This is a genomic window from Devosia sp. MDV22-iso42, assembly GCF_058629155.1.
The window spans coordinates 191,731-210,898 of the sequence record NZ_JBZVWR010000009.1 but is presented as its reverse complement, the minus strand read 5'-3'; the positions used below and the strand labels follow the sequence as shown (position 1 = coordinate 210,898).

Below are 19,168 nucleotides of genomic sequence, written 5' to 3'. Positions count from 1 at the left end.
TTTGGCTAGCCATTGGCCACTTTGACCTCGGCCTTGGGGTGAAACACCGCCATCAGCGCATCGTGGATCTTGCGCTGGCGCGGCTTGCTAACAATCTTCTGGCCGGTCAAGTCGGTGACGTAGAAGACGTCGACCGCCTTTTCGCCATAGGTGCCGATATGGGCCGAGCCGATGGTGAGGTTGAGATCGGCAATCTCGCGGGTCAGCGCATGCAGCAGGCCGGTGCGGTCGAGGCCGGACACCTCGATGACGGTGAATTTTTCCGACAGGGCGTTGGACACCGTGACCTGGGTGGGGAGGGCGAAGGGCTTGAGACGACGGTTTAGACGGCTGTCCTTGCCCAGATCGATCAGGATATGCCGCTTGCCCTGCAGCAGCGCCTTGACGGTGTCGATGATGCGGGTGGCGCGGACCTTTTCATCCTCGTCGCTGGTAAAGGCGCGGCGCAGGCGGAACGTATCGATGGCGCGGCCGTCACGGGTCGAGAAAATCTGCGCCCCGATAATGGAGGCGTCCTGCATGGTACAGGCCCCGGCGATCAGCGAGAGCAGGCGCGGATGGTCAGGGGTATAGAAGCTGACCTCGGTAATGCCCTCAAAGGCCTTGATGCGGATCGAGCCGGCAAAGGGTTCGTCGGTCTTGTCGGCCAGGCGAATCATGCGGGCATGTTCGACCTGCAGTTCGGGCTCGGCGCGCAGCCAGTAATGGTCATAGTGGCGCGCCACATAGGTCTGCACCTCGGCCTCGGGCCAGGCCGCGAGCGCCTCGGACAGGTCATGGCGGGCCTGGTTGATGCGGTCGGACTGGGTCACCTGGCTGTGGCCACCCGAGAGCAGCGGCTCGGTGGCGTAAAACAGCGCGCGCAGCAGGCTGCCCTTCCAGCCGGTCCACACGCCGGGGCCGACGGCGCGGATGTCGCAGGCGGTCAGGATCATCAGCAGGGCCAGGCGCTGGGGCGACTGCACCACATCGGCAAAGGCCTTGGCGGTCTCGGGATCCTGGATGTCGCGCGCCTGGGCGATTTCGCTCATCAGCAGGTGGTATTCGACCAGCCAGGCGACGGTGTCGGTCTCGGCGGCTGACAGGCCCAGCCGCGGGCAGAAGCGGCGTGCAATACGGGCGCCGGCAATGGAATGGTCTTCCGGACGGCCCTTGGCGATGTCGTGCAGGAACAGGGCGACATAGAGCAGGCGGCTGTCATTGAGCTGGGGCAGCAGTTCGTGGGTCAGCGGCAGCTGGTCGGCCAGTCCGCCATTGGCGATATCGGCCATGACGCCGATCGAGCGGATCAGGTGCTCGTCCACCGTATAGTGGTGATACATGTTGAACTGCATCAGCGCGACGATCTTGCCGAATTCGGGCACGAACTTGCCCAGCACGCCGCTCTCGTTCATCTGGCGCAGGATGCGCTCGACCGACTGCGGCGCGGTCAGGATGGTAAGGAAAAACTCATTGGCCTTGGGACTGGCGCGCAGCGTGCGGTCGATCAGGCCGAGCGAGCGGGAAATGTGCTTGATCGCGTCGGGGTGAAACAGCAATTGCTCGCGCCCGGCGACCAGGAACATGCGGATGAGGTTGACCGGATCCTTTTCGAAGATATCGGGGCCGGCAATGTTGAGGCGGCCGGTATCGAGCACAAAGTCGGTCTCGCCCCGGATCTTGCTCCGGCCCGGCCGGAACGGGGCCAGCACGCGGCCGACCAGATCCATATCCTTGGCATGGTTGAATTCGAGGCTGGCGCAGATGATGCGGGTGAGGTCGCCGACATCCTTGGCGACGAGGAAATAGCGCTTCATGAAGCGCTCGACGCCCAGCATGCCGATGCGCTGGGCATAGCCCATGCGCCGGGCCAGTTCGGGCTGCATGTCGAAGGTCAGCTTTTCTTCCGAGCGGCCGGTGGCATAATGCAGGTGGCAGCGCACCGCCCAGAGGAAATCCTCGGCGCGCGAAAAGATGCGGTTCTCGGCCGCGCTGAGCACGCCCTTGCCGACCAGTTCGTGGCTGGTCTTGACCTGGTAGAAATATTTGCCGATCCAGAACAGCGTGTTGAGGTCGCGCAGCCCGCCCTTGCCGTCCTTGATATTGGGCTCGACGACATAGCGGGTATTGCCCATGGCCTTGTGGCGCTCGTCGCGCTCGGCCATCTTGGCGGCAATGAATTCGGGGCCGGTGCGCGGCATGATCTCGGTTTCAAAGCGCCGCACCAGCTGGTTGAACAGCGTCCTGTCGCCGGTGAGGAAACGCGATTCGAGGGTGGCGGTGCGCACGGTCATGTCGGCGCGGGCCATGCGGATGCACTCGTCCACCGAGCGGACGGCGTGGCCGACCTTCTGGCCAAGGTCCCAGAGCATGTAGAGAATATATTCGGTGACCTGCTCGCCCCAGGGCGTCTGCTTGTAGGGCAGGATGAACAGCAGGTCGATGTCGCTGCCCGGGGCCAGCGTGCCGCGGCCATAGCCGCCGACGGCCGATAGCGCGATGGTCTCGGCGCCGGAGGGATTGTCGACCGGATAGACCCGGCGGGTGGCAAACAGGTGCACCGCGGTGATGATCTCGTCCTGGGCATTGCTCAGGTTGTGGGCGCAGCGCAGGCCCTTGCCGCTGGCCAGCAGTTCGGCCTCGGCCTCCAGGCGCGCGGTCGCCAGGGTCAGGCGAATATGGGCCAGCACGGCGGCGCGGGCGGCGGTCGACTTGGGCGCATGCTCGCCAATGGCGGCATCGAACTCGTCGAGCAGCGTTTCGGCGGTTTTGAGGGCGAACAGCGATTTTCGCGGCTTGGCTTCAGCTTCGACGAGCGTCATCGCGGATTTTCTTCAGTTCGTAGAGCGCTTCGATCGCTTGTTTGGGGGTCATCTCGTCGGGGCGAACCGCGTCGAGCGCTGTGAGGACGGGATCGGTTTGCGCCGGTGCAGGGGAGGGCTGGTGCGCAAAGAGTGGCAAATCATCTAACACGCTGGCTTTCTGGCTGGAAGAGGCGGTTCCGGCCGAGCGCTGCTCGAGCACGGTCAGCACCTGGCGGGCCCGGGCCAGCACCGGTTCGGGCAGGCCGGCCAGGCGCGCCACCTGGATGCCATAGGAGCGGTCGGCCGCGCCGGGCCCGACCTCGTGCAGGAACACCACGTCGCCCTGCCATTCGCGCACCTTCATGGTGACATTGGCGACGCGGCTGAGGGTCTTGGCCAGGCTGGTCAGTTCATGGAAATGGGTGGCAAACAAGGCCCGGCAGCCGGTTGTTTCGTGCAGGGCCTCCACCGCCGCCCAGGCGATCGAGAGCCCGTCAAAGGTGGCGGTGCCGCGGCCGATTTCGTCGAGTACTACCAGGGATCGCCTTGTGGCGCGGTTGAGGATGGCGGCGGTCTCGACCATTTCGACCATGAAGGTGGAGCGGCCATGGGCAATGTCGTCGCTGGCGCCGACGCGCGAGAAGACGCGGTCGATGACGCCGATATGGGCAGAACTGGCCGGCACGAAGCTGCCCATCTGCGCCAGGATGGCGATCAGCGCGTTCTGGCGCAGGAAGGTGGACTTGCCGCCCATATTGGGGCCGGTCACCAACCAGAGCCGGCCACCGCCGCTGGCGTCATCACCCGATAGGTCTGCGTCATTGGCGACAAAGCTCTGGCCCTGTTCCATGACCATGTCCTCGACCACCGGATGGCGACCATCGGCGATGGCAAAGGCCAGTGAATTGTCGACCTCGGGCCGGGTATAGCGGCGGGTGGCGGCCAGATGGGCCAGGGCCGCCGTAACGTCCAGCTCGGCCAGCGCATCGGCCAAAGCGCGCAGCTCGTCGGTACGGCCGAGCACCTCATAGCGCAGGCTGGCAAAGATCCTGACCTCGATATCGAGCGCGGCCTCGTGCGCCCGGGCGATGCGGCCCTCGAGATCGGCCAGTTCACTGGTGGTAAAGCGCATGGCATTGGCCATGGTCTGGCGGTGGATGAAACTCTGGCGATGCGGCTCTTCGAGCAGGCGGGTGCCATGGGCCGCGGGCACCTCGACGAAATAGCCGAGGACGCCATTGTGCCGTATCTTGAGGGAGCGGACGTCGGTCTCATCGATCAGCCGGGCCTGCAGCGCGGCCACGACGTCGCGGGTCTGGCTGGCCAGTGCCCGTTCATCGTCCAGCGCCTGGTCGTAGCCGCGGCGGACAAAGCCGCCGTCGCGGCTGAGCAGGGGCAGCTCGTCGTCGAGCGCTAGCGCCAGCTGGCTGGCCAGCGGCAGCGGCGCCGCCGCCAGGGTCCCGGCCAGCCGCTCGAGGATGGCGGGGCGCTCGGGCAGGCCGGTCAGATGGGTCGAGAGCGCCGCCGCGGCGCTGACTGCCTTGCCGATGGCGGCCAGGTCGCGCGGCCCGCCGCGCTCGAGCACCAGTCGGGTCAAAGCGCGGGCCAGGTCGGGCACGGCCTTGAGCTCGGCCCGCAGGCGCCCGGTCAGCATGGTGTCGTCGGCCAGCAGGGCCACGGCATCGAGCCGCTCATTGATCGGGGCGGCATCGGCCAGCGGCGCGGCAAGCCGGGCTGCCAGCAGGCGCGAGCCGGGGGCGGTGACCGTCAGGTCGATGACATCGCGCAGCGAGCCGCGGGCCTGGCCGCGCTGGGTCTGGTGCAGCTCGAGACTGGCGCGGGTAGCTGCGTCGATGACCAGAAAGGCGCTGGCGCTCTGGCGCCGCGGAGCGCGCAGGGCAATGCCGACACCCTTCTGGCTGTCGCGCACATAGGCGACAATGGCGCCCAGCGCCGACCGGCTGGCGCGCGAGAGGATGGAGGCGTCAAATTGATCGTCGGGAAAAGCCTGGCGCAGCGTGGCAGAGGCCGCTTCGCTGTCAAAGCTCTCGGCCGGCGCCGCATGGGCGATAGCGGTCCAGGCGGGGGCAAACAGATGCCGCTCCACCAGCGCCGCCCGGGTCGCGTCGCTCAGCAGCAGTTCGGCCGGATCGATGCGGGCCAGCTCGTCGGCCAGCTGTTCGGCCGCCAGGTCGGCGGTGAAACTCTCGCCCGTCGAGACATCCGCCCAGGCCAGGGCAAAATCGGTCTCGCCATGCCGCACCATGGCCAAAGCCGCGAGAAAATTGGAGGCCCTTGCATTGAGATGCTCGTCCTCGGTCAGCGTGCCGGCGGTGATCAGCCGCACGACACCACGGCGGACCACCGATTTGGCGCCCCGCTTCTTGGCTTCCCTGGGGTCCTCCATCTGCTCGCAGAGGGCGACGCGATGGCCCAGCTTGACGAGCTTGTTGAGATAATCGTTGGCGGCGTGGATGGGCACGCCACACATCTGGATATCCTGACCGAGATGCTTGCCCCGCTTGGTCAGCACGATGCCCAAAGCGGCGCTGGCGATCTCGGCGTCCTCGAAGAACAGCTCGTAGAAGTCGCCCATGCGATAGAACAGCAGATAGCCGGGATTGACCGCCTTGATCTCGAAAAACTGCGCCATCATCGGCGTCAGGGCCGGGGGCTGGGCGGGTTCGATTGTCGACTGATCCATCAAAGCAACAGGTCTCGGCGCGGAAGCCGAGACCATATGGGCTTTGGCAACAAATTCCAACCGGGGGAAACCGGCTTTGCCCGTCCGATCAGAGACCGCGAATGGCCGAGGCCGGTTCAACCAGCTTGCGATAGAGGTGCCAGGTGGCGTGGCCGAAAATCGGGATGATGATGGCCAGACCGACAAACAGCAGCGCCGCGCCCAGCATCAGGCCAGCCCCAACCACAAAGCCCCAGGCCAGCAGCGGCAGCGGGTTTTTCAGCACGGCGCGAAACGAGGTCTCGACCGCGACAAAGGCCCCGACATCGCGGTCGAGCAGCAGCGGAAAGGCGATGACAGTGGTGCACAGCGTCACCAGCGCGAAGACGGCGCCCATCAGGGTGCCGGCAATCATCAGGGTGACGCCGCCCGGCTCGGTCAGGATCTGGTTGAGCAGGCCGCCCAGGGTCTGCGGGGTGGCGGCGCCGAAGAGGCTTTCATAGAGCGCCTGGGCCGCGGTGAGCCAGAGCGTGAAGACCACCAGCAGCATGGCCGCCACGGCAATGATGGCGCCGATGGCGGGCGACTTCAGCACCCCGAAGGCATGGCGCCAGGACGTGTCCAGCCCCTCTTCGCGCCGACGGGAGATTTCATACAGGCCGATGGCGGCGAAGGGGCCAATCAGGGCAAAGCCGCCGATCAGCGGATAGAGCAGCGGCCAGGTGTGATAGCCGTTCATCCACACGGTCAGCACGATGCCGATGATGGGATAGATGACGGCCAGCATCGCATAGTGGCTCGGTCGCTCCCAGAAGTCGGCGGCGCCGCGACGCAGCACATCACCCAGGTCAGCGATGGTGATACTGCGGATGATGGGCAGGTCGAGCTTGTCGCCGGTGCCGGTAATGACGTGAAAATGGGCCATGACTATTCTCCCTCTCGCTGCGAGGGCGCTCGTCGGTTCGGCCGGGAGGCATACAGGGCGGCGCGAAAGCGAACGCGGTCTGCGAGTGGCAAGACTAGGCCTGAACCGGGGGCTTGTCGCCCCTGGTTCAGGAAAACGTGATCTAGCTCAGACTTCGTAGCGATCGCTGTGGTGATGCACCGGTCGGTAGGTGAAATAGTCGAAGTCGGCCGGGCTGGCCGTGCCGTTGAGATCCTGCGCCGCGACACCGACAAAGGCGCCGGTAAAGCTGCCATGGGCCTGGTGGCCACCGCATTCGTCCGAGAGCAGGCTGGCATCGAGCACCGGGCCGATGGGCTGCAGTTCCTCACCCTCCAAGGCATAGAAGAACTGCAGGTCGCGGCCACGCACAGTCAAAGCCAGCCTGACTTTGCCGCCATTGGGAATTTGTACCGGCGCGGCGGGGAAATTCAGCCTGCCGTCGGGCCAGCTCATTTCGGAGGCCAGAATCAGCAGTTCACGCTGGCCATCCGAATGGGCCGTTACCGCCAGGTAGAAGAAATTGTAGCGGCTGTAATAGGCGGTGAGCCCGGCCATGGTGCGCTCGTCGGTGGCAGTGAACTCCACCACCGTCTCGGCATCATAGGAAAAATGCGTCTGCCGGCGGGCAACCAGCGCCTGTTCGAACCAGGAGCCGATGGACTCGCGGCCAAACAAACGTAGTTTGTTGTCTTGAAGGGAGAATATCCGCTCGGATTCGGGGGTACGCAGCCACTGGAAGTCGAGCGGCAGTCCCGCTTCGAAGCTGTAGCGCTGTTCGGCCCAGTACTTTTCCTCGTCGCGGGTGCCGGGCACCTCGACATGCAGCGACGGTACCGGGCCGTTCTTGACATAGAGCCAGTCGTCCTCGCCCCAATAGGCCTCCTGGATCGCGGTTTCCCGGCCCAGCACGCAGCGGCGCTCCTGGGTAGTGGGGCGGCCGGTAAGATGGACGAGGAAGGTCTTGCCGTCCGGCGTCTCGACGATATCGCCATGACCGGCGCGTTGCAGAGCAGCAAAGGGCGCGTCCTTGGAGGTCAGGATATGCTTGTCGGGATGGGTCTCGTAGGGCCCATCGATATTGCGCGAGCGGGCAAAGGTGCAGGCATGGTCATAGGCCGTGCCGCCCTCGGCGGTCAGCAGGTAATACCAGCCGTTGCGCTTGTAGAGATGGGGACCTTCGACGAGCTTGAGATCGGTGCCCTGATAGATATTCTTGACCGGCCCAACCAGCTTGCCGGCTTCAGGATCGAACTGCTGCAGGGCAATGCCGGCAAACAGCAGCGGGCGGACTCGGTGGTCCCAGATCATGTTGACGAACCACTTCTTGCCGTCATCATCGTGGAACAGGCTGGGGTCAAAGCCCGAGCTATTGGTATAGACCGGGTCGCTCCATGGGCCTTCGATCCGGTCGGCCCAGATGATGTAGTTGTGCGCGTCCTTGAACGAGCCGTCCTTGCGTTTGACGTCGGTATAGACCAGCCAGAATTTCTCGCCGTCATGGGTGAGGCAAGGCGCCCAGACGCCGCAGCTGTCGGGATCGCCGCGCATGTCGAGCTGGGCCTTGCGGGTCAGCGGACGGGTTACCAGCGCCCAGTTGGCGAGGTCCTTGCTGTGATGGATCTGCACGCCGGGGAACCACTCGAAGGTCGAGGTGGCGATATAATAGTCGTCGCCGACCCGCAGAATGGACGGATCCGGATTGAAGCCGGGCAGGATGGGATTGGTAAGCTGGGGCATTTTTGCTCCTCGGTGCGACTGATGGGGTCCCTCACGCATTGTTGAGGGTTGTGGGGTGGAAATTGCCTTGGCTGACTGGACTGGCCCGGTCAGGAACGGCAATTCAAAGACCGGCTGTGGTACGCCGGCGGCAGAAATGAGAACGGAATTTGGATCATCATATTCGTGAGCTGAGCTACTGGAAGAACGTCAAATCCAAGATGCGGCTGCAGCCTTTTGTGCATGCGGTGGAATCGAGCGCGGTGCCGATCGCCATCTCCGATCCGTTTGAGCCGGACGAGCCGCTGGTCTTCGTCAATGAGGCATTCCTGCGCCTGACGGGGTATGACGAGGATGACGTGCTGGGGCGCAACTGTCGGTTCCTGCAGGGGCAGGACACGCGCCCGGAGGACCGCGCCGCCATTCGTGCGGCGCTGCAGGATCGCGCCACCACGAGCCTGGAAATTCTCAACTATCGCAAGGATGGCACCGCGTTCTGGAACGAGCTGCACATCGCGCCGATGCTCGATGACCGCGGCGAACTGCTCTACTACATTGCCACGCAGGTGGATGTGACCGATCGCGTGCAGCGGCAGAACGATCTGCGCGTGGCTCTCGACGCCAAGACCGAGGCGTTGCGCGACCAGGCCGAGCAGACCCATCACATGGCGCGCGAAATGACCCATCGCGTGCGCAATTCGCTGGCCCTGATCCAGGCCATGCTGCGCATGCAGCTGTCGAGCCTGAAGGACGATACCGCGCGCAATGCCCTGATCGGGGCGCTGAGCCGCATCGGCGCCATCGTGGAAATCCAGCGCATCATTGAGCATGTCGAACTCGATACCAAACTTGAGGTCAGCGAGATCATCGGCTCGATCTGCGCCAAGCTCGACCATATCAGCCGGGCGCATGTGGCGGCCTCGTCGGACCGGATCGAGATTGGCGAGGCGCTGGTGACGCCCATCGCGCTGATCGTTTCTGAACTGGTGACCAATGCGCAAAAGCATGCCTATGACAGTGAGGATGGCGGCATTATCGCGGTGACGGCGCGACGCGACAGCGGTGGCATCAGGCTGTCGGTGCGCGATGACGGGCGCGGCGTCAGCCCCGATTTCGACCCCCGCCGGGTCAGCGGTTTTGGCATGCGCATGCTGTTGCGGGAGATCGACCATATCGGCGCTACCCTTTCGGTAGAGCGGCTGGACAAGGGGACTGCCTTTGTCGTCAGCATTCCGCCGGCGGCGCTGCTGCAATAGAAACCCGGAGCGCAGGGCGCCCCGGGTCGGGTTGAGCATCAGACGAAGCGGTTGATCAGGTTTTCGAGATATTCCTGCTGACCCGATTTGGGCTGCGGGTTGATGTTCTCGGCTTCCACCTTGGCGGCCAGATCGGCGAGGCTGAGCTTGCCGCCCAGAATATCCTTGCCCAGACCCTGGCTCCAGCCGGCATAGCGCGCGTCGACGATCTTGTCATAGCTGCCGTCGTCGATGATGGCCTGTGCCGCCTTGAGCGAGCGGGCCAGCACGTCGAGGCCGCCGATGTGGCCATGCAGCAGGTCGGCCGGATCGAGCGACTGGCGACGGACGCGGGCGTCGAAGTTGAAGCCCCCCTTGCCCAGACCGCCATTCTTGAGGATCTGGTAGAAGGCCAGCGTGGTCTCGGGAACGCTGTTGGGGAACTGGTCGGTATCCCAGCCGGACTGGATGTCGTTGCGGTTGGCGTCGACGGAGCCCAGCATGCCCAAAGAGGCGGCCAGAGCCAGCTCGTGCTCGAAGGAGTGGTTGGCGAGGAAGGCGTGACCGACCTCGATATTGCACTTCACCTTGGTATCGAGATCGTACTTCTTGAGGAAGCCATAGACCGTGGCGACGTCGAAGTCATACTGGTGCTTGCTGGGTTCCTGCGGCTTGGGCTCGATCAGGATCTGGCCGGTAAAGCCGATCTTTTCGGCATGCTCGACCACGAGGTGAATGAAGCGGGCCATCTGGTCCTGCTCGTGGCCGATCTTGGTGTTGAGCAGGGTCTCGTAGCCCTCGCGACCGCCCCAGAGCACATAGTTCTCGCCGCCCAGTTCATGGGTGAGCTCGAGCACGTTCTTCACCTGGGCGGCGCCATAGGCGAAGACCTCAGGATCGGGATTGGTGGCGGCGCCGGCCATGTAGCGGCGGTTGGAGAAGAGGTTGGCGGTGCCCCAGAGCAGCTTGGTGCGGCTGGACTGCATCTTCTTGGCAAAGATGTCGCCGATCACGCGCACATTGCGGTTGCTCTCGGCGATCGTCGCGCCTTCAGGGGCGATATCGGCATCGTGAAAGCAGAAGAAGGGCGAATCGAGCAGGTCGAAGAACTCGAAAGCGACCTCGGCCTTGAGCTTGGCGCCATCCATGCCGGTATCATACCAGGGGCGATCGAAGGTGCGGCCGCCAAACGGATCGCCGCCCTCATAGGCAAAGGTATGCCAGTAGGCGATGGCGGGGCGGATATGCTCCTCCATGGTCTTGCCGGCGACCATTTCGTCCTTGTTGTAGTGGCGATAAGCCAGCGGATTGACGCTATTGGCGCCCTCGAACTTGACCGGCGAAATGCCCTTGAAAAAATCACTCACGAAATTGCCTCCTCGATGGCGGGGTAGAGTGCACGGTAGCGCGCATATTGATCGGCATAGGCTGCCGACAGGTTTTTATCCGGGCTGATGACGGTCTTGATTGTCGGCATGGTCATGACGCTGGCGGGCTCGGCGCCCTCGGCTGCGCAAAGGCCCAGGCGGGCCGCACCGAGCGCGCCACCGAAATCGCCGTCCTCGGGCAAAGCGATTTCCATGTCCAGATTGGTGGCGATCATTTTCAGCCATAGCGCCGACTTGGAGCCGCCACCCACCGCCAGCAGCCGATCGATTTTCGTGCCGGCATCGGCCAGCACGCGCTGGCTGTCGCGGAAGGCAAAGGTCACGCCCTCCATCACCGCCTGGGCCAGGCGCGCCGGATCGGAGAGGTGGCTGAGCCCGACAAAGCTGCCGCGAGCGGCGGCATTGTTATGCGGCGTGCGCTCACCCGATAGATAGGGCAGGAAGATTTCCTCGCCCGGGCCGGTGAATTGGGCCTCGGCGGCGCCCGACAGCGCGGCCTGTTGCTCGCCGGTGATCTTGCTCAGCCAGTTCAGCGAATCGGTGGCCGACAGGATTACCCCCATCTGATGCCAGGTCTCCGGCACGGCGTGGCAGAAGGCGTGCACGGCGCCCTCGGTATTGGGGCGGAACTTGTCGTTGGAAACGAAGAGCACGCCGGACGTACCCAGCGAGACAAAGCCCTCGCCGGGCCGGATGGCGCCGATGCCACAGGCGGCCGCGGCATTATCCCCGGCGCCCCCGGCGACCACGACGCTGGCATCCATGCCCCAGCGCTGGGCGAAGTCGCGCTTGAGCGTGCCCGATGGATCGGAACCCTCGACCAGGCGCGGCATGTGGCTGCGGTTGAGGCCGGTGACGGCCAGCAGCTCGTCGGACCAGTCGCGCTTGCCGACATCGAGCCAGAGCGTGCCGGCGGCGTCACTCATGTCCTCGACATGCTCGCCGGTCAGCAGCAGGCGGATATAGGCCTTGGGCAGCAGGACCTTGGCGATCCGGGCAAAGATCTCGGGCTCGTGCTTGCGCACCCAGGCGATCTTGGGGGCGGTAAAGCCCGGCATGGCGATATTGCCGGCCAGAGCCCGCAGGGATGGCAGCGCGGCCTCCATTTCCCGGCACTCGGCGGCCGAGCGGCCGTCATTCCACAGGATGCAGGGGCGCAGGACATCGTCGTTTCTGTCGAGCAGGGTGGCGCCATGCATGTGACCGGAAAGGCCGATGCCGCGCACGGCCGCCAGCTCGGTCGGATGGGATTTGGACAGCTTGTCCACGGCGGCCAGCGTTGCGGTCCACCAGTCGGCAGGGTTCTGCTCGGACCAGCCGGGATGCGGACGGACGGGCTCGACCGCGGCGGCGGTGGCTTCGCCCAAGGCGCGGCCATGCTCGTCGATGAGCAGCGCCTTGACCCCGGAGGTGCCGATATCAATGCCGAGATAGGTCATGAGGCACGTACCTCAGACAAGGGCAACAACTGCATGTGAAGGTCCTCCCGGCCCGTTTTCGGGCCCGCCAGTCTGGTTGATTGGCGCTGTTACTAGCGCAGATTGTCGCGCAGGAAAATACCGATTTCAATAGGGTCGGCCGTGACGCTGCCATGACTGCCCAAAGCCAGGGCCCGGGCGGCCGCCAGCGCGGCGCGAATTTCACCGTCGGGATTCTGGTCCAGCACCACGTCGATGGCGCCCGATTGCAGGCCGCGCCGGGTCGGCTCGGTCAGTTCATGGGCGATGACGCGCAGGCGCCCGGCACGGCCGGAGGCCTCCACCGCCGTGACGAGGCCGCCATTGCCGGCCCCCAGATTGTAGAGGCCGCCGAGATCGGGGCGACGGGCCAGCAGGTCGCCGACCAGGGCCTCGGTTTCACGCCGTTCGTCATGGCCCTCGATGGGGCCGATCAGGGTGATGGCGGGAAATGCCTCGCCCAATGCGGCGGCAAAGCCGGCCAGGCGATCGGCGTGATCGCGCAGATGCAGCGAGCCGGCAATGACGGCAATGGTGCCCCCCTGGGGCAGGAAGCGCCCCAGCAGCGCCGCCGCGGTGCGGCCGGCGGCGATATTGTCGATGCCGATGAAATGGCGGCGCAGCGTGCCGGGCAGGTCCGATACCAGGGTCATGACGACGACGCCGCGCCGGCTGGCGGCGTCAACCGCGGCGACCACGACCGGCTCCTGGCTGGCAACGATGATGGCGCAGTCGCAGTCGCGCGGATCAAGGCCGTCAAGGCTCTGCGCCAGGGCACGGCCATCAAGTGCGCGGATGCGCCTGGTCTGGACATGCATGCGCTCTGTAAGGGCCGGACCGGCCCGGCGCGCCACCGCATCGGCGAGGCTGGCCATGAATTCATTGGAGCCATCGGGAATGACAAAGGTGATGCGCAGGTCGCGGGCCCGGGCCAGCAGCGAGGCGCCCAGGTCGCGCTGGAAGCCGATCTCGGCAATCGCGGCCTCCACCTTTTCCGCCGTGGCCGGGCGCACGCCGGGACGACCGTTGAGCACGCGATCGACCGTGGCCAGCGAGACGCCGGCGGCGCGGGCCACATCATGCACGGTGGCGCGGCGTTGCAGACCGATTTCGTTCACGCGAACTCCCTGGGTTGTCTGGCGCGAGCTTTGGCAGGGCTCGACAAAAGGTCAAGGGCAACGTTGCAGCGGGACAGAAAAGCAGGCTACAGCATTGCGCCAATTGATGGGGGAGCAGACCATGGCCATTGCGGTATCAACTTTCGGCATGCAGGACGACAAGCGGGTAGACCAGTTTTCCCTGGTCAGCGACACCGGGGTCAGCGTCGACGTGATCGGCTATGGCGTGGCGGTGCGGGACTGGCGCGTGCCGGTAGCGGGCGGCGAACGCACGGTGGTGCTGGGTTTTGACAGCCTCGACGCCTATGTCGAGCACAGCCCGCATTTCGGCGCACTGGCCGGGCGCGTCGCCAACCGCATCAAGGGCGCGGCCTTTGACCTCAACGGCATGACCTATCGCCTACCGGCCAATGCGGGAGACCTGCAGCTGCATGGCGGCAGCGAGGGCCTGGGGCGGCAGGTGTGGAAGGGGCAGGCCGACGAGGCTAATAATGCGGTGCGTTTCACGCATTTTTCGCCCGACGGCGCCATGGGCTATCCGGGCAATGTGAATTTCTCGGCGACCTATAGCCTCAAGGGCAATGTGCTGCGGCTCGAGCTTTACGCCACCACCGACATGGCGACGCCGATCAGCCTGGTGCAGCACCAGTATTTCAACCTGGGCACCACCGACACCGTGCTCGACCATAGTATCGCGGTCAATTCGAGCGCTTATACCGAACTGGGCGCCGACCTGGCGCCGACCGGCGCCATTCTGCCCTCGCGCGGCACCATCTATGACCTGCGCAAGCCGCGCAGCATGCGCGACGGCGCCGGACAGCCGGTGGACTACGACATGGGCCTGGTGCTCGATACCGGTCGCAAGCTGGCCGATCCGATCGCCACCGTGGTCGGGCCCGACCAGGCACTGACGCTCAAGCTATGGAGCGACCGGCCGGGCGTGCAGGTCTATAACGGCGTCTGGACCGATATCCCGGTGCCGGGCCTGGGCGGTAGGAGCTACAAGAAGCATGCCGGCTTCTGCCTCGAAGACCAGGCCCTTGCCGATGCGGTGCATAATCCGCACTTCCCCCATGTGATCTATTCGCCCGAGCGGCCCTATAGCCACTGGTGCGAGATCGAGATCGGCTAGGCAGCGGTTGTTTCCCTCCCCTTGGGGGAGCGGCATGGTCCACGCGTGCTGCGGGCGGGCTTTTGTCCATCAGGGAGGGGGAAGAGCATGCTGCCAGATCCTGTCAGCAGGCTTGCTGCCACCGCCTGTCAGGGCCATGGGGCATCGTCTCTCCAACAAACCGGAGAGACACCATGCCCAAGCCCTTCACCATCGCCATCCCCGACGCCGAGATTGCCGACCTGAAAGCCCGCCTTGCGGCAACGCGTTTCCCGCAGGTCCTGGAAGGCGTCGGCTGGAATTATGGCATCGAGGACGACTTCCTGCGCCGCTTCGTCGCCTATTGGGGCAATGAGTACGATTGGCGCGCTGCCGAGGCTCGGCTCAACAGTTTTCCGCATTTCCTCGAGGAGATCGATGGCGAGACGGTGCATTTCGTGCAGATACGCGGCCGCGGCCAGACCAATGTGCCGATCCTGCTCACCAATGGCTGGCCGTCCAATTTCGTCGAGCTGCTGCCGCTGGTGCCGCTGCTGACCGAGCCGGTGGATGGCATGGCCTTCGATGTCGTCATTCCCTCGCTGCCCGGCTTTGGCTTTTCAGGCCAGCCGACCCGGCCCGGCATGAATCTCAGCGCCGTGGCGCCGCTCTGGGCCGAGCTGATGACGCGACTGGGCTATGAAAGATTCCTCATATCCGGTTCGGATATGGGCGGCGGCACCGAAATGGCGCTGGTGCGCGACTTTCCGCAGCGGCTGATCGGGGCGCATTATGTCAACGTCTATTCGGGCTTTCCGCGCCCGGACGAGCCGACAGCCGAAGAACAGGCCTATTTCGGCAAGGTCGATTATTGGACCTTTGCCGAGAGCGCTTATGCCATGATCCAGGGCACCAAGCCGGCAACGCTTGCCGTGGGGCTCAATGATTCCCCGGCCGGGCTGGCCGCCTGGATCCTCGAGAAATATCGCAGCTGGAGCGATGATGGCGGGGACATTGCCAATGCCTTCGAGTTCGAAGACCTGGCGACGATTCTTTCAGTCTACTGGTTCACCCAGACCATTGGCAGTTCGGTGCGGCTCTACAAGGAAGCTTTTGCCGATAGCGAACTGACCCAGAAAGCGCTCGAACACGACGTGCCGCATGCCGTGCTGCTGCCGCCCGCCGATAATCCGGCGCCGCGCGCCTGGGGCGAACGGCATCTGCGCAATATCGTGCGCTGGACGGCACTCGATCAAGGCGGCCACTTCCCGGCGCTTGAAGTGCCAGAGGCCATGGCCCATGACATCCGGGCGTTCCATGGGCAGATTTCTTAGCCAGCTGTGGGGGCTTGGACCCTACCCTGGCTCCCTCGCCACAAAGCGGCAGGGGAGGGTGGGGGTGTTGGCCCCACGCACAGAATCTGGCATCCAGTTCGGGCGGGAGAACGAAACATGGACAAGACCGAGCGCCTGTTTGCCGTCATGGACGCGCTGCGGCGCCATCGCCGGCCGGTCACCGCGGCCAGCCTTGCCGAAGAGCAGGGCGTGTCGGTGCGCACGCTCTATCGCGACGTGCAGACGCTTATCGGTCTGGGCGCGCCGATCGATGGCGAGGCGGGGGTCGGCTATATGCTGAAACCCGGCTTTTTTCTGCCGCCGCTGATGTTTACCCCCGAAGAGCTCGAGGCCCTGGTGCTGGGCGCGCGCTGGGTGGGGGCGCAGCCCGATGACGGGCTGGGGGCGGCGGCACGAAACGCCCTGGCCAAGATCGCCACCGCTTCGCCCGAGGATCTGCGCGACCGCATCAATGATACCGGCCTGTGGCCGGTGGCGGTATGGAGCGCAAATTCACGACGCCCGATGCCGATCCTGGGTCAGGTGCGCCAGGCCATGCGCACGGAAAAGGCACTGCAGATATCCTATCAGGACGAGGCCGGCACCCCCAGCGAGCGGGTCATCTGGCCGGTGCAGCTGGCCTATTACGAGGGCAAGCAGACCATTGCCGCCTGGTGCTGCCTGCGCGAGGCCTTCCGCAATTTCCGCACCGACCGCATCGTCGCGCTGACGGTGACCGAGGAGCGCTATGGCAAGCGCCGCGCCGTGCTGGAGCGCGAATGGCGCGATAGCTGGCAGCATGAAGGCCCCGGCAATGGCGGGCAGGGGCGCTAGGCCTCGACCAGCGCCGCGATCAATCGGCGAGGATACCCTTGAGGGCGCGCCGGGCCGCCTTGAGCACGGCCGGATCGGTGCGGTAGAACCAGTTTCGTCCCTGCTTGTCGAGCCGCAGCAGGCCGGCCGTGCGCAGCACCCGCAAATGCTCGGATATGGTGGCTACCGCCAGGCTGGACAGGTCGGCCAGTTCCCCGGCGGCGCGCGGCCGGTCGCGGCAGGCGCGCAGGAACAGCCGGCGATCGGGATGCGACAGCGCCCGCAACACGGCATCGAGATCGATATCGGTCACGCCTGAATCAGGGTCAGGACATTGCCGGCGGGATCGGCGATGCGGGCCTTTTTCACCCAGCCATTGTCGGTCGCGGGCAGCACGACCTGCCCGCCCTGGCGCTCGGCAAGAGCCAGGGCTGCCGGCAGGTCGGCCACAACCACGCCGAAGGTCAGCGATGCGGTCGGGGTTTCGACAAGGGCGCCATCGGGGCCGCCTGCCGGTGTGGCCACCATGGCATAGCCCGGCCCGCGGGGCGTGATGTCCCAGCCAAACAGCGCGGTATAGAAGCGCTGCAGCGGTTTAAGCTCGGGGCCAGCAATGTCGAAATGGCCGAAACCGTTGATGACATGGGGTTTTTGCGGCGCCTGCGCCATAGCAATCTCCATAGTTCGTATAGAGCCGAAATATCCACCAGATAGCTCGTCTTTTACCGAACTGTCAACGTCTAGGCCATGCGGCCATAGAGGCTTTCCGGCCGGATATTGGCATCGAGTTCGAAACGGTGATCGGCGGGGGGGTGGGCGCGCTGGCCACATTGCAGGCGCGGGCAGATGCGGCAGCCCACGCCGATAGGCACCAGCTGACTGTCGCCGGCCAGGTCCATGCCGTCGGCATAGATCATTTCCCTGGCGTGCTGGATGGCGCAGCCCAGGCCGATCGACATGTAGCGGCGCGGCGCGTTGTAGCGGTGGTCGCCTTTGACGATGGTACGGGCGATGCAGAAATAGCGCTGGCCATCGGGCATCTGGCTCAATTGCAGGTTGATGCGCTCGGGCGCCAGGAAGGCCGAGTAGATGTTCCAGCGCGGGCAGGCGCCGGAATGGCGCGGGATGTGGATGCCCGACAGCGAGAAGCGCTTGGAAATATTGCCGGCAATGTCGGTGCGCACCAGGTGCAGGGGAATGCCGGCGGCGCCGGGGCGCTGCAGCGTGGTCATGCGGTGGCAGACCTGCTCGAAGCTGGCGCCGAACCGGCGGCCGATGCGTTCGATATCATAGCGATAGTCGCGGCAGGCGCGCAGGAAGGGGGCATAGGGCATCAGCAAAGCCGCGGCGAAATAGGCGGCCAGCACATTGCGCGCCAGCGCCGGCGCGTCGCCCTCGGGCAGCTCGGCAGCGGCGATGATGGAATCGATCTCGGTACTGGCGGCCAGCTGGCCCAGATGGTGGGCGGTCAGGAACAGGCCCGATTCGGCGGGCAGGATGTCGGAGATCAGCAGATGGTTGCGCTGCGGGTCGAACTGGCGGGCAATGCCATGGGGGAGCGAGGCCAGGCGCTGCTCGATGCCAAAGACATTGAGCAGATAGCTGCGCAGCCCGAGCTCGAGATTGTCGGCGGCACGATCGATATCGGCGCGGATGCGCTCGGCGGCGGCCTCGAGCGCCGGGAAGTGGTTGGCATGCTCCTGCAGGAAATCGGAAATGGCGTCGGTGGCGAGATGAAAGGGTTCGGCGGCACCCGCCACCGTTGGCGCCGGGCCGGTGCGCGCCACCAGGCGGTAGCGGTCATAGAGCCGCAGCATGGCGCGGGCGGCGGCCGGATTGGCCTGGACGAGGTCGCGGATGTCGAGATTGGTCACGTCGCTATCTGCAAAGAGGTCATCGCCGAAGGCCTCCATTAGGTCGCCCAGCAACCTGCCCTCGTCGCTGTCGACCAGCTCGCCCGGCTCGACGCCGAAATAGCCGGCAATGGCAAATAGCAGCGGCACGGTGACCTTGCGGCGATTGTGCTCGATCAGGTTGAGATAGCTGGCCGAAATGCCCAGCCCCGCCGCCAGGTCGGCCTGGGCCAGGTGTCGGGCGCGGCGCAGCCGCTTGATGGCGCCGCCAATCTGGCTGTCCGGGCTTTGGTTCATGCTGGCCTCCTCGCCACTCTTTACAGGCTTTACAAATCTGCCTGCCATCTTGTGCGGCGATTTACAGCTTTACTGGGCCCGTGGCGCTTATTTCTTGCATATCACCGCCGCTTGTCAAATATTTACAGCAACAGCGTGAGGAGACTTTAGGATGAGCCCAGCCAGCAGTGAACGCGAAGAATATCTGACCATCATCGCCCCCACGGCCAGTGCGGCCATGGCCCAGTTCAAGGCGCGGGACCTGGCCGCGCAGGGCTATGCCATTGCCGGCAAGATCGGCCGGCACCAGTTTTCGCTGGTCGGCGCCGAGGGCAGCAGCACGCTGTTTTCCGGCGAAGGGCTGATCGCCGCCACCTTCAGCCGGCGGGTGGCCGGCTAGAAGCCAGCTTTCAACAGCCCTGATGGTGAGCCTGGCGAACCAGGAGGGCGTAACACGGCCTCGTCTGCGACAGGCT

At 65.0% G+C, this 19,168-nt stretch carries 15 protein-coding genes; 5 read left to right on the top strand and 10 right to left on the bottom strand.

What is annotated here, in order from left to right; genetic code table 11:
• Positions 1-5: 5 nt before the first annotated feature.
• From AC4NN3_RS11010 to AC4NN3_RS10995, 4 genes are all read right to left on the bottom strand, one after another.
• The gene (locus AC4NN3_RS11010) at positions 6-2,801 is read right to left on the bottom strand and encodes a [protein-PII] uridylyltransferase (RefSeq protein WP_491927143.1); all 2,796 of its coding nucleotides are present in this window, start codon (positions 2,799-2,801) and stop codon (positions 6-8) included.
• The gene (gene mutS / locus AC4NN3_RS11005) at positions 2,782-5,487 is read right to left on the bottom strand and encodes a DNA mismatch repair protein MutS (protein ID WP_491927142.1); all 2,706 of its coding nucleotides are present in this window, start codon (positions 5,485-5,487) and stop codon (positions 2,782-2,784) included. The genes AC4NN3_RS11010 and mutS overlap by 20 nt, the downstream gene beginning before the upstream one ends.
• Positions 5,488-5,575: 88 nt before the next feature.
• Positions 5,576-6,391 (bottom strand): DUF2189 domain-containing protein, encoded by an 816-nt coding sequence (locus AC4NN3_RS11000; RefSeq protein WP_491927141.1) that lies wholly within the window; start codon positions 6,389-6,391, stop codon positions 5,576-5,578.
• Between the two features lie 147 nt (positions 6,392-6,538).
• The gene (locus AC4NN3_RS10995) at positions 6,539-8,149 is read right to left on the bottom strand and encodes a glycoside hydrolase family 43 protein (protein WP_491927140.1); all 1,611 of its coding nucleotides are present in this window, start codon (positions 8,147-8,149) and stop codon (positions 6,539-6,541) included.
• A 149-nt stretch (positions 8,150-8,298) separates the two neighbouring features.
• On the opposite strand from AC4NN3_RS10995, the gene AC4NN3_RS10990 reads away from it, so the two are divergent.
• On the top strand, positions 8,299-9,384 hold the full coding sequence (locus AC4NN3_RS10990; RefSeq protein WP_491927139.1) for a PAS domain-containing protein: 1,086 nt from the start codon (positions 8,299-8,301) through the stop codon (positions 9,382-9,384).
• Positions 9,385-9,422: 38 nt separating this feature from the next.
• On the opposite strand, the gene xylA is transcribed toward AC4NN3_RS10990, so the two are convergent.
• The 3 genes from xylA to AC4NN3_RS10975 form a co-directional block, all read right to left on the bottom strand.
• Positions 9,423-10,730, bottom strand: coding sequence for a xylose isomerase (gene xylA, locus AC4NN3_RS10985; protein WP_491927138.1), 1,308 nt, complete (start codon positions 10,728-10,730; stop codon positions 9,423-9,425).
• Entirely contained in the window at positions 10,727-12,190 is a 1,464-nt protein-coding gene (gene xylB, locus AC4NN3_RS10980) for a xylulokinase (RefSeq protein ID WP_491927137.1), read from the bottom strand. Before xylB ends, xylA begins: the two co-directional genes overlap by 4 nt.
• Before the next feature lie 92 nt (positions 12,191-12,282).
• Complete coding sequence (locus AC4NN3_RS10975) at positions 12,283-13,326, bottom strand: LacI family DNA-binding transcriptional regulator (protein WP_491927136.1); 1,044 nt, start codon at positions 13,324-13,326, stop codon at positions 12,283-12,285.
• Positions 13,327-13,447: 121 nt separating this feature from the next.
• Between AC4NN3_RS10975 and AC4NN3_RS10970 the strand changes: the two genes are divergently transcribed.
• The 3 genes from AC4NN3_RS10970 (at position 13,448) to AC4NN3_RS10960 (ending at position 16,584) form a co-directional block, all read left to right on the top strand.
• Positions 13,448-14,458, top strand: coding sequence for an aldose epimerase family protein (locus tag AC4NN3_RS10970; RefSeq protein WP_491927135.1), 1,011 nt, complete (start codon positions 13,448-13,450; stop codon positions 14,456-14,458).
• 173 nt (positions 14,459-14,631) lie between these two features.
• Complete coding sequence (locus AC4NN3_RS10965) at positions 14,632-15,750, top strand: epoxide hydrolase family protein (protein ID WP_491927134.1); 1,119 nt, start codon at positions 14,632-14,634, stop codon at positions 15,748-15,750.
• A 117-nt stretch (positions 15,751-15,867) separates the two neighbouring features.
• Positions 15,868-16,584 carry a helix-turn-helix transcriptional regulator gene (locus AC4NN3_RS10960; protein ID WP_491927133.1) on the top strand — a complete coding sequence of 239 codons (717 nt, stop codon included), beginning with the start codon at positions 15,868-15,870 and terminating at the stop codon, positions 16,582-16,584.
• A 19-nt stretch (positions 16,585-16,603) separates the two neighbouring features.
• Here AC4NN3_RS10960 and AC4NN3_RS10955 read toward each other — a convergent pair whose 3' ends face one another.
• The 3 genes from AC4NN3_RS10955 to AC4NN3_RS10945 form a co-directional block, all read right to left on the bottom strand.
• Complete coding sequence (locus AC4NN3_RS10955; RefSeq protein ID WP_491927132.1) at positions 16,604-16,876, bottom strand: ArsR/SmtB family transcription factor; 273 nt, start codon at positions 16,874-16,876, stop codon at positions 16,604-16,606.
• Positions 16,873-17,232 (bottom strand): VOC family protein, encoded by a 360-nt coding sequence (locus tag AC4NN3_RS10950; protein WP_491927131.1) that lies wholly within the window; start codon positions 17,230-17,232, stop codon positions 16,873-16,875. Before AC4NN3_RS10950 ends, AC4NN3_RS10955 begins: the two co-directional genes overlap by 4 nt.
• A 71-nt stretch (positions 17,233-17,303) precedes the next feature.
• The gene (locus AC4NN3_RS10945) at positions 17,304-18,713 is read right to left on the bottom strand and encodes a helix-turn-helix domain-containing protein (RefSeq protein WP_491927130.1); all 1,410 of its coding nucleotides are present in this window, start codon (positions 18,711-18,713) and stop codon (positions 17,304-17,306) included.
• 151 nt (positions 18,714-18,864) lie between these two features.
• Between AC4NN3_RS10945 and AC4NN3_RS10940 the strand changes: the two genes are divergently transcribed.
• Positions 18,865-19,092, top strand: coding sequence for a hypothetical protein (locus AC4NN3_RS10940; RefSeq protein WP_491927129.1), 228 nt, complete (start codon positions 18,865-18,867; stop codon positions 19,090-19,092).
• The last annotated feature ends 76 nt before the right edge of the window (positions 19,093-19,168 follow it).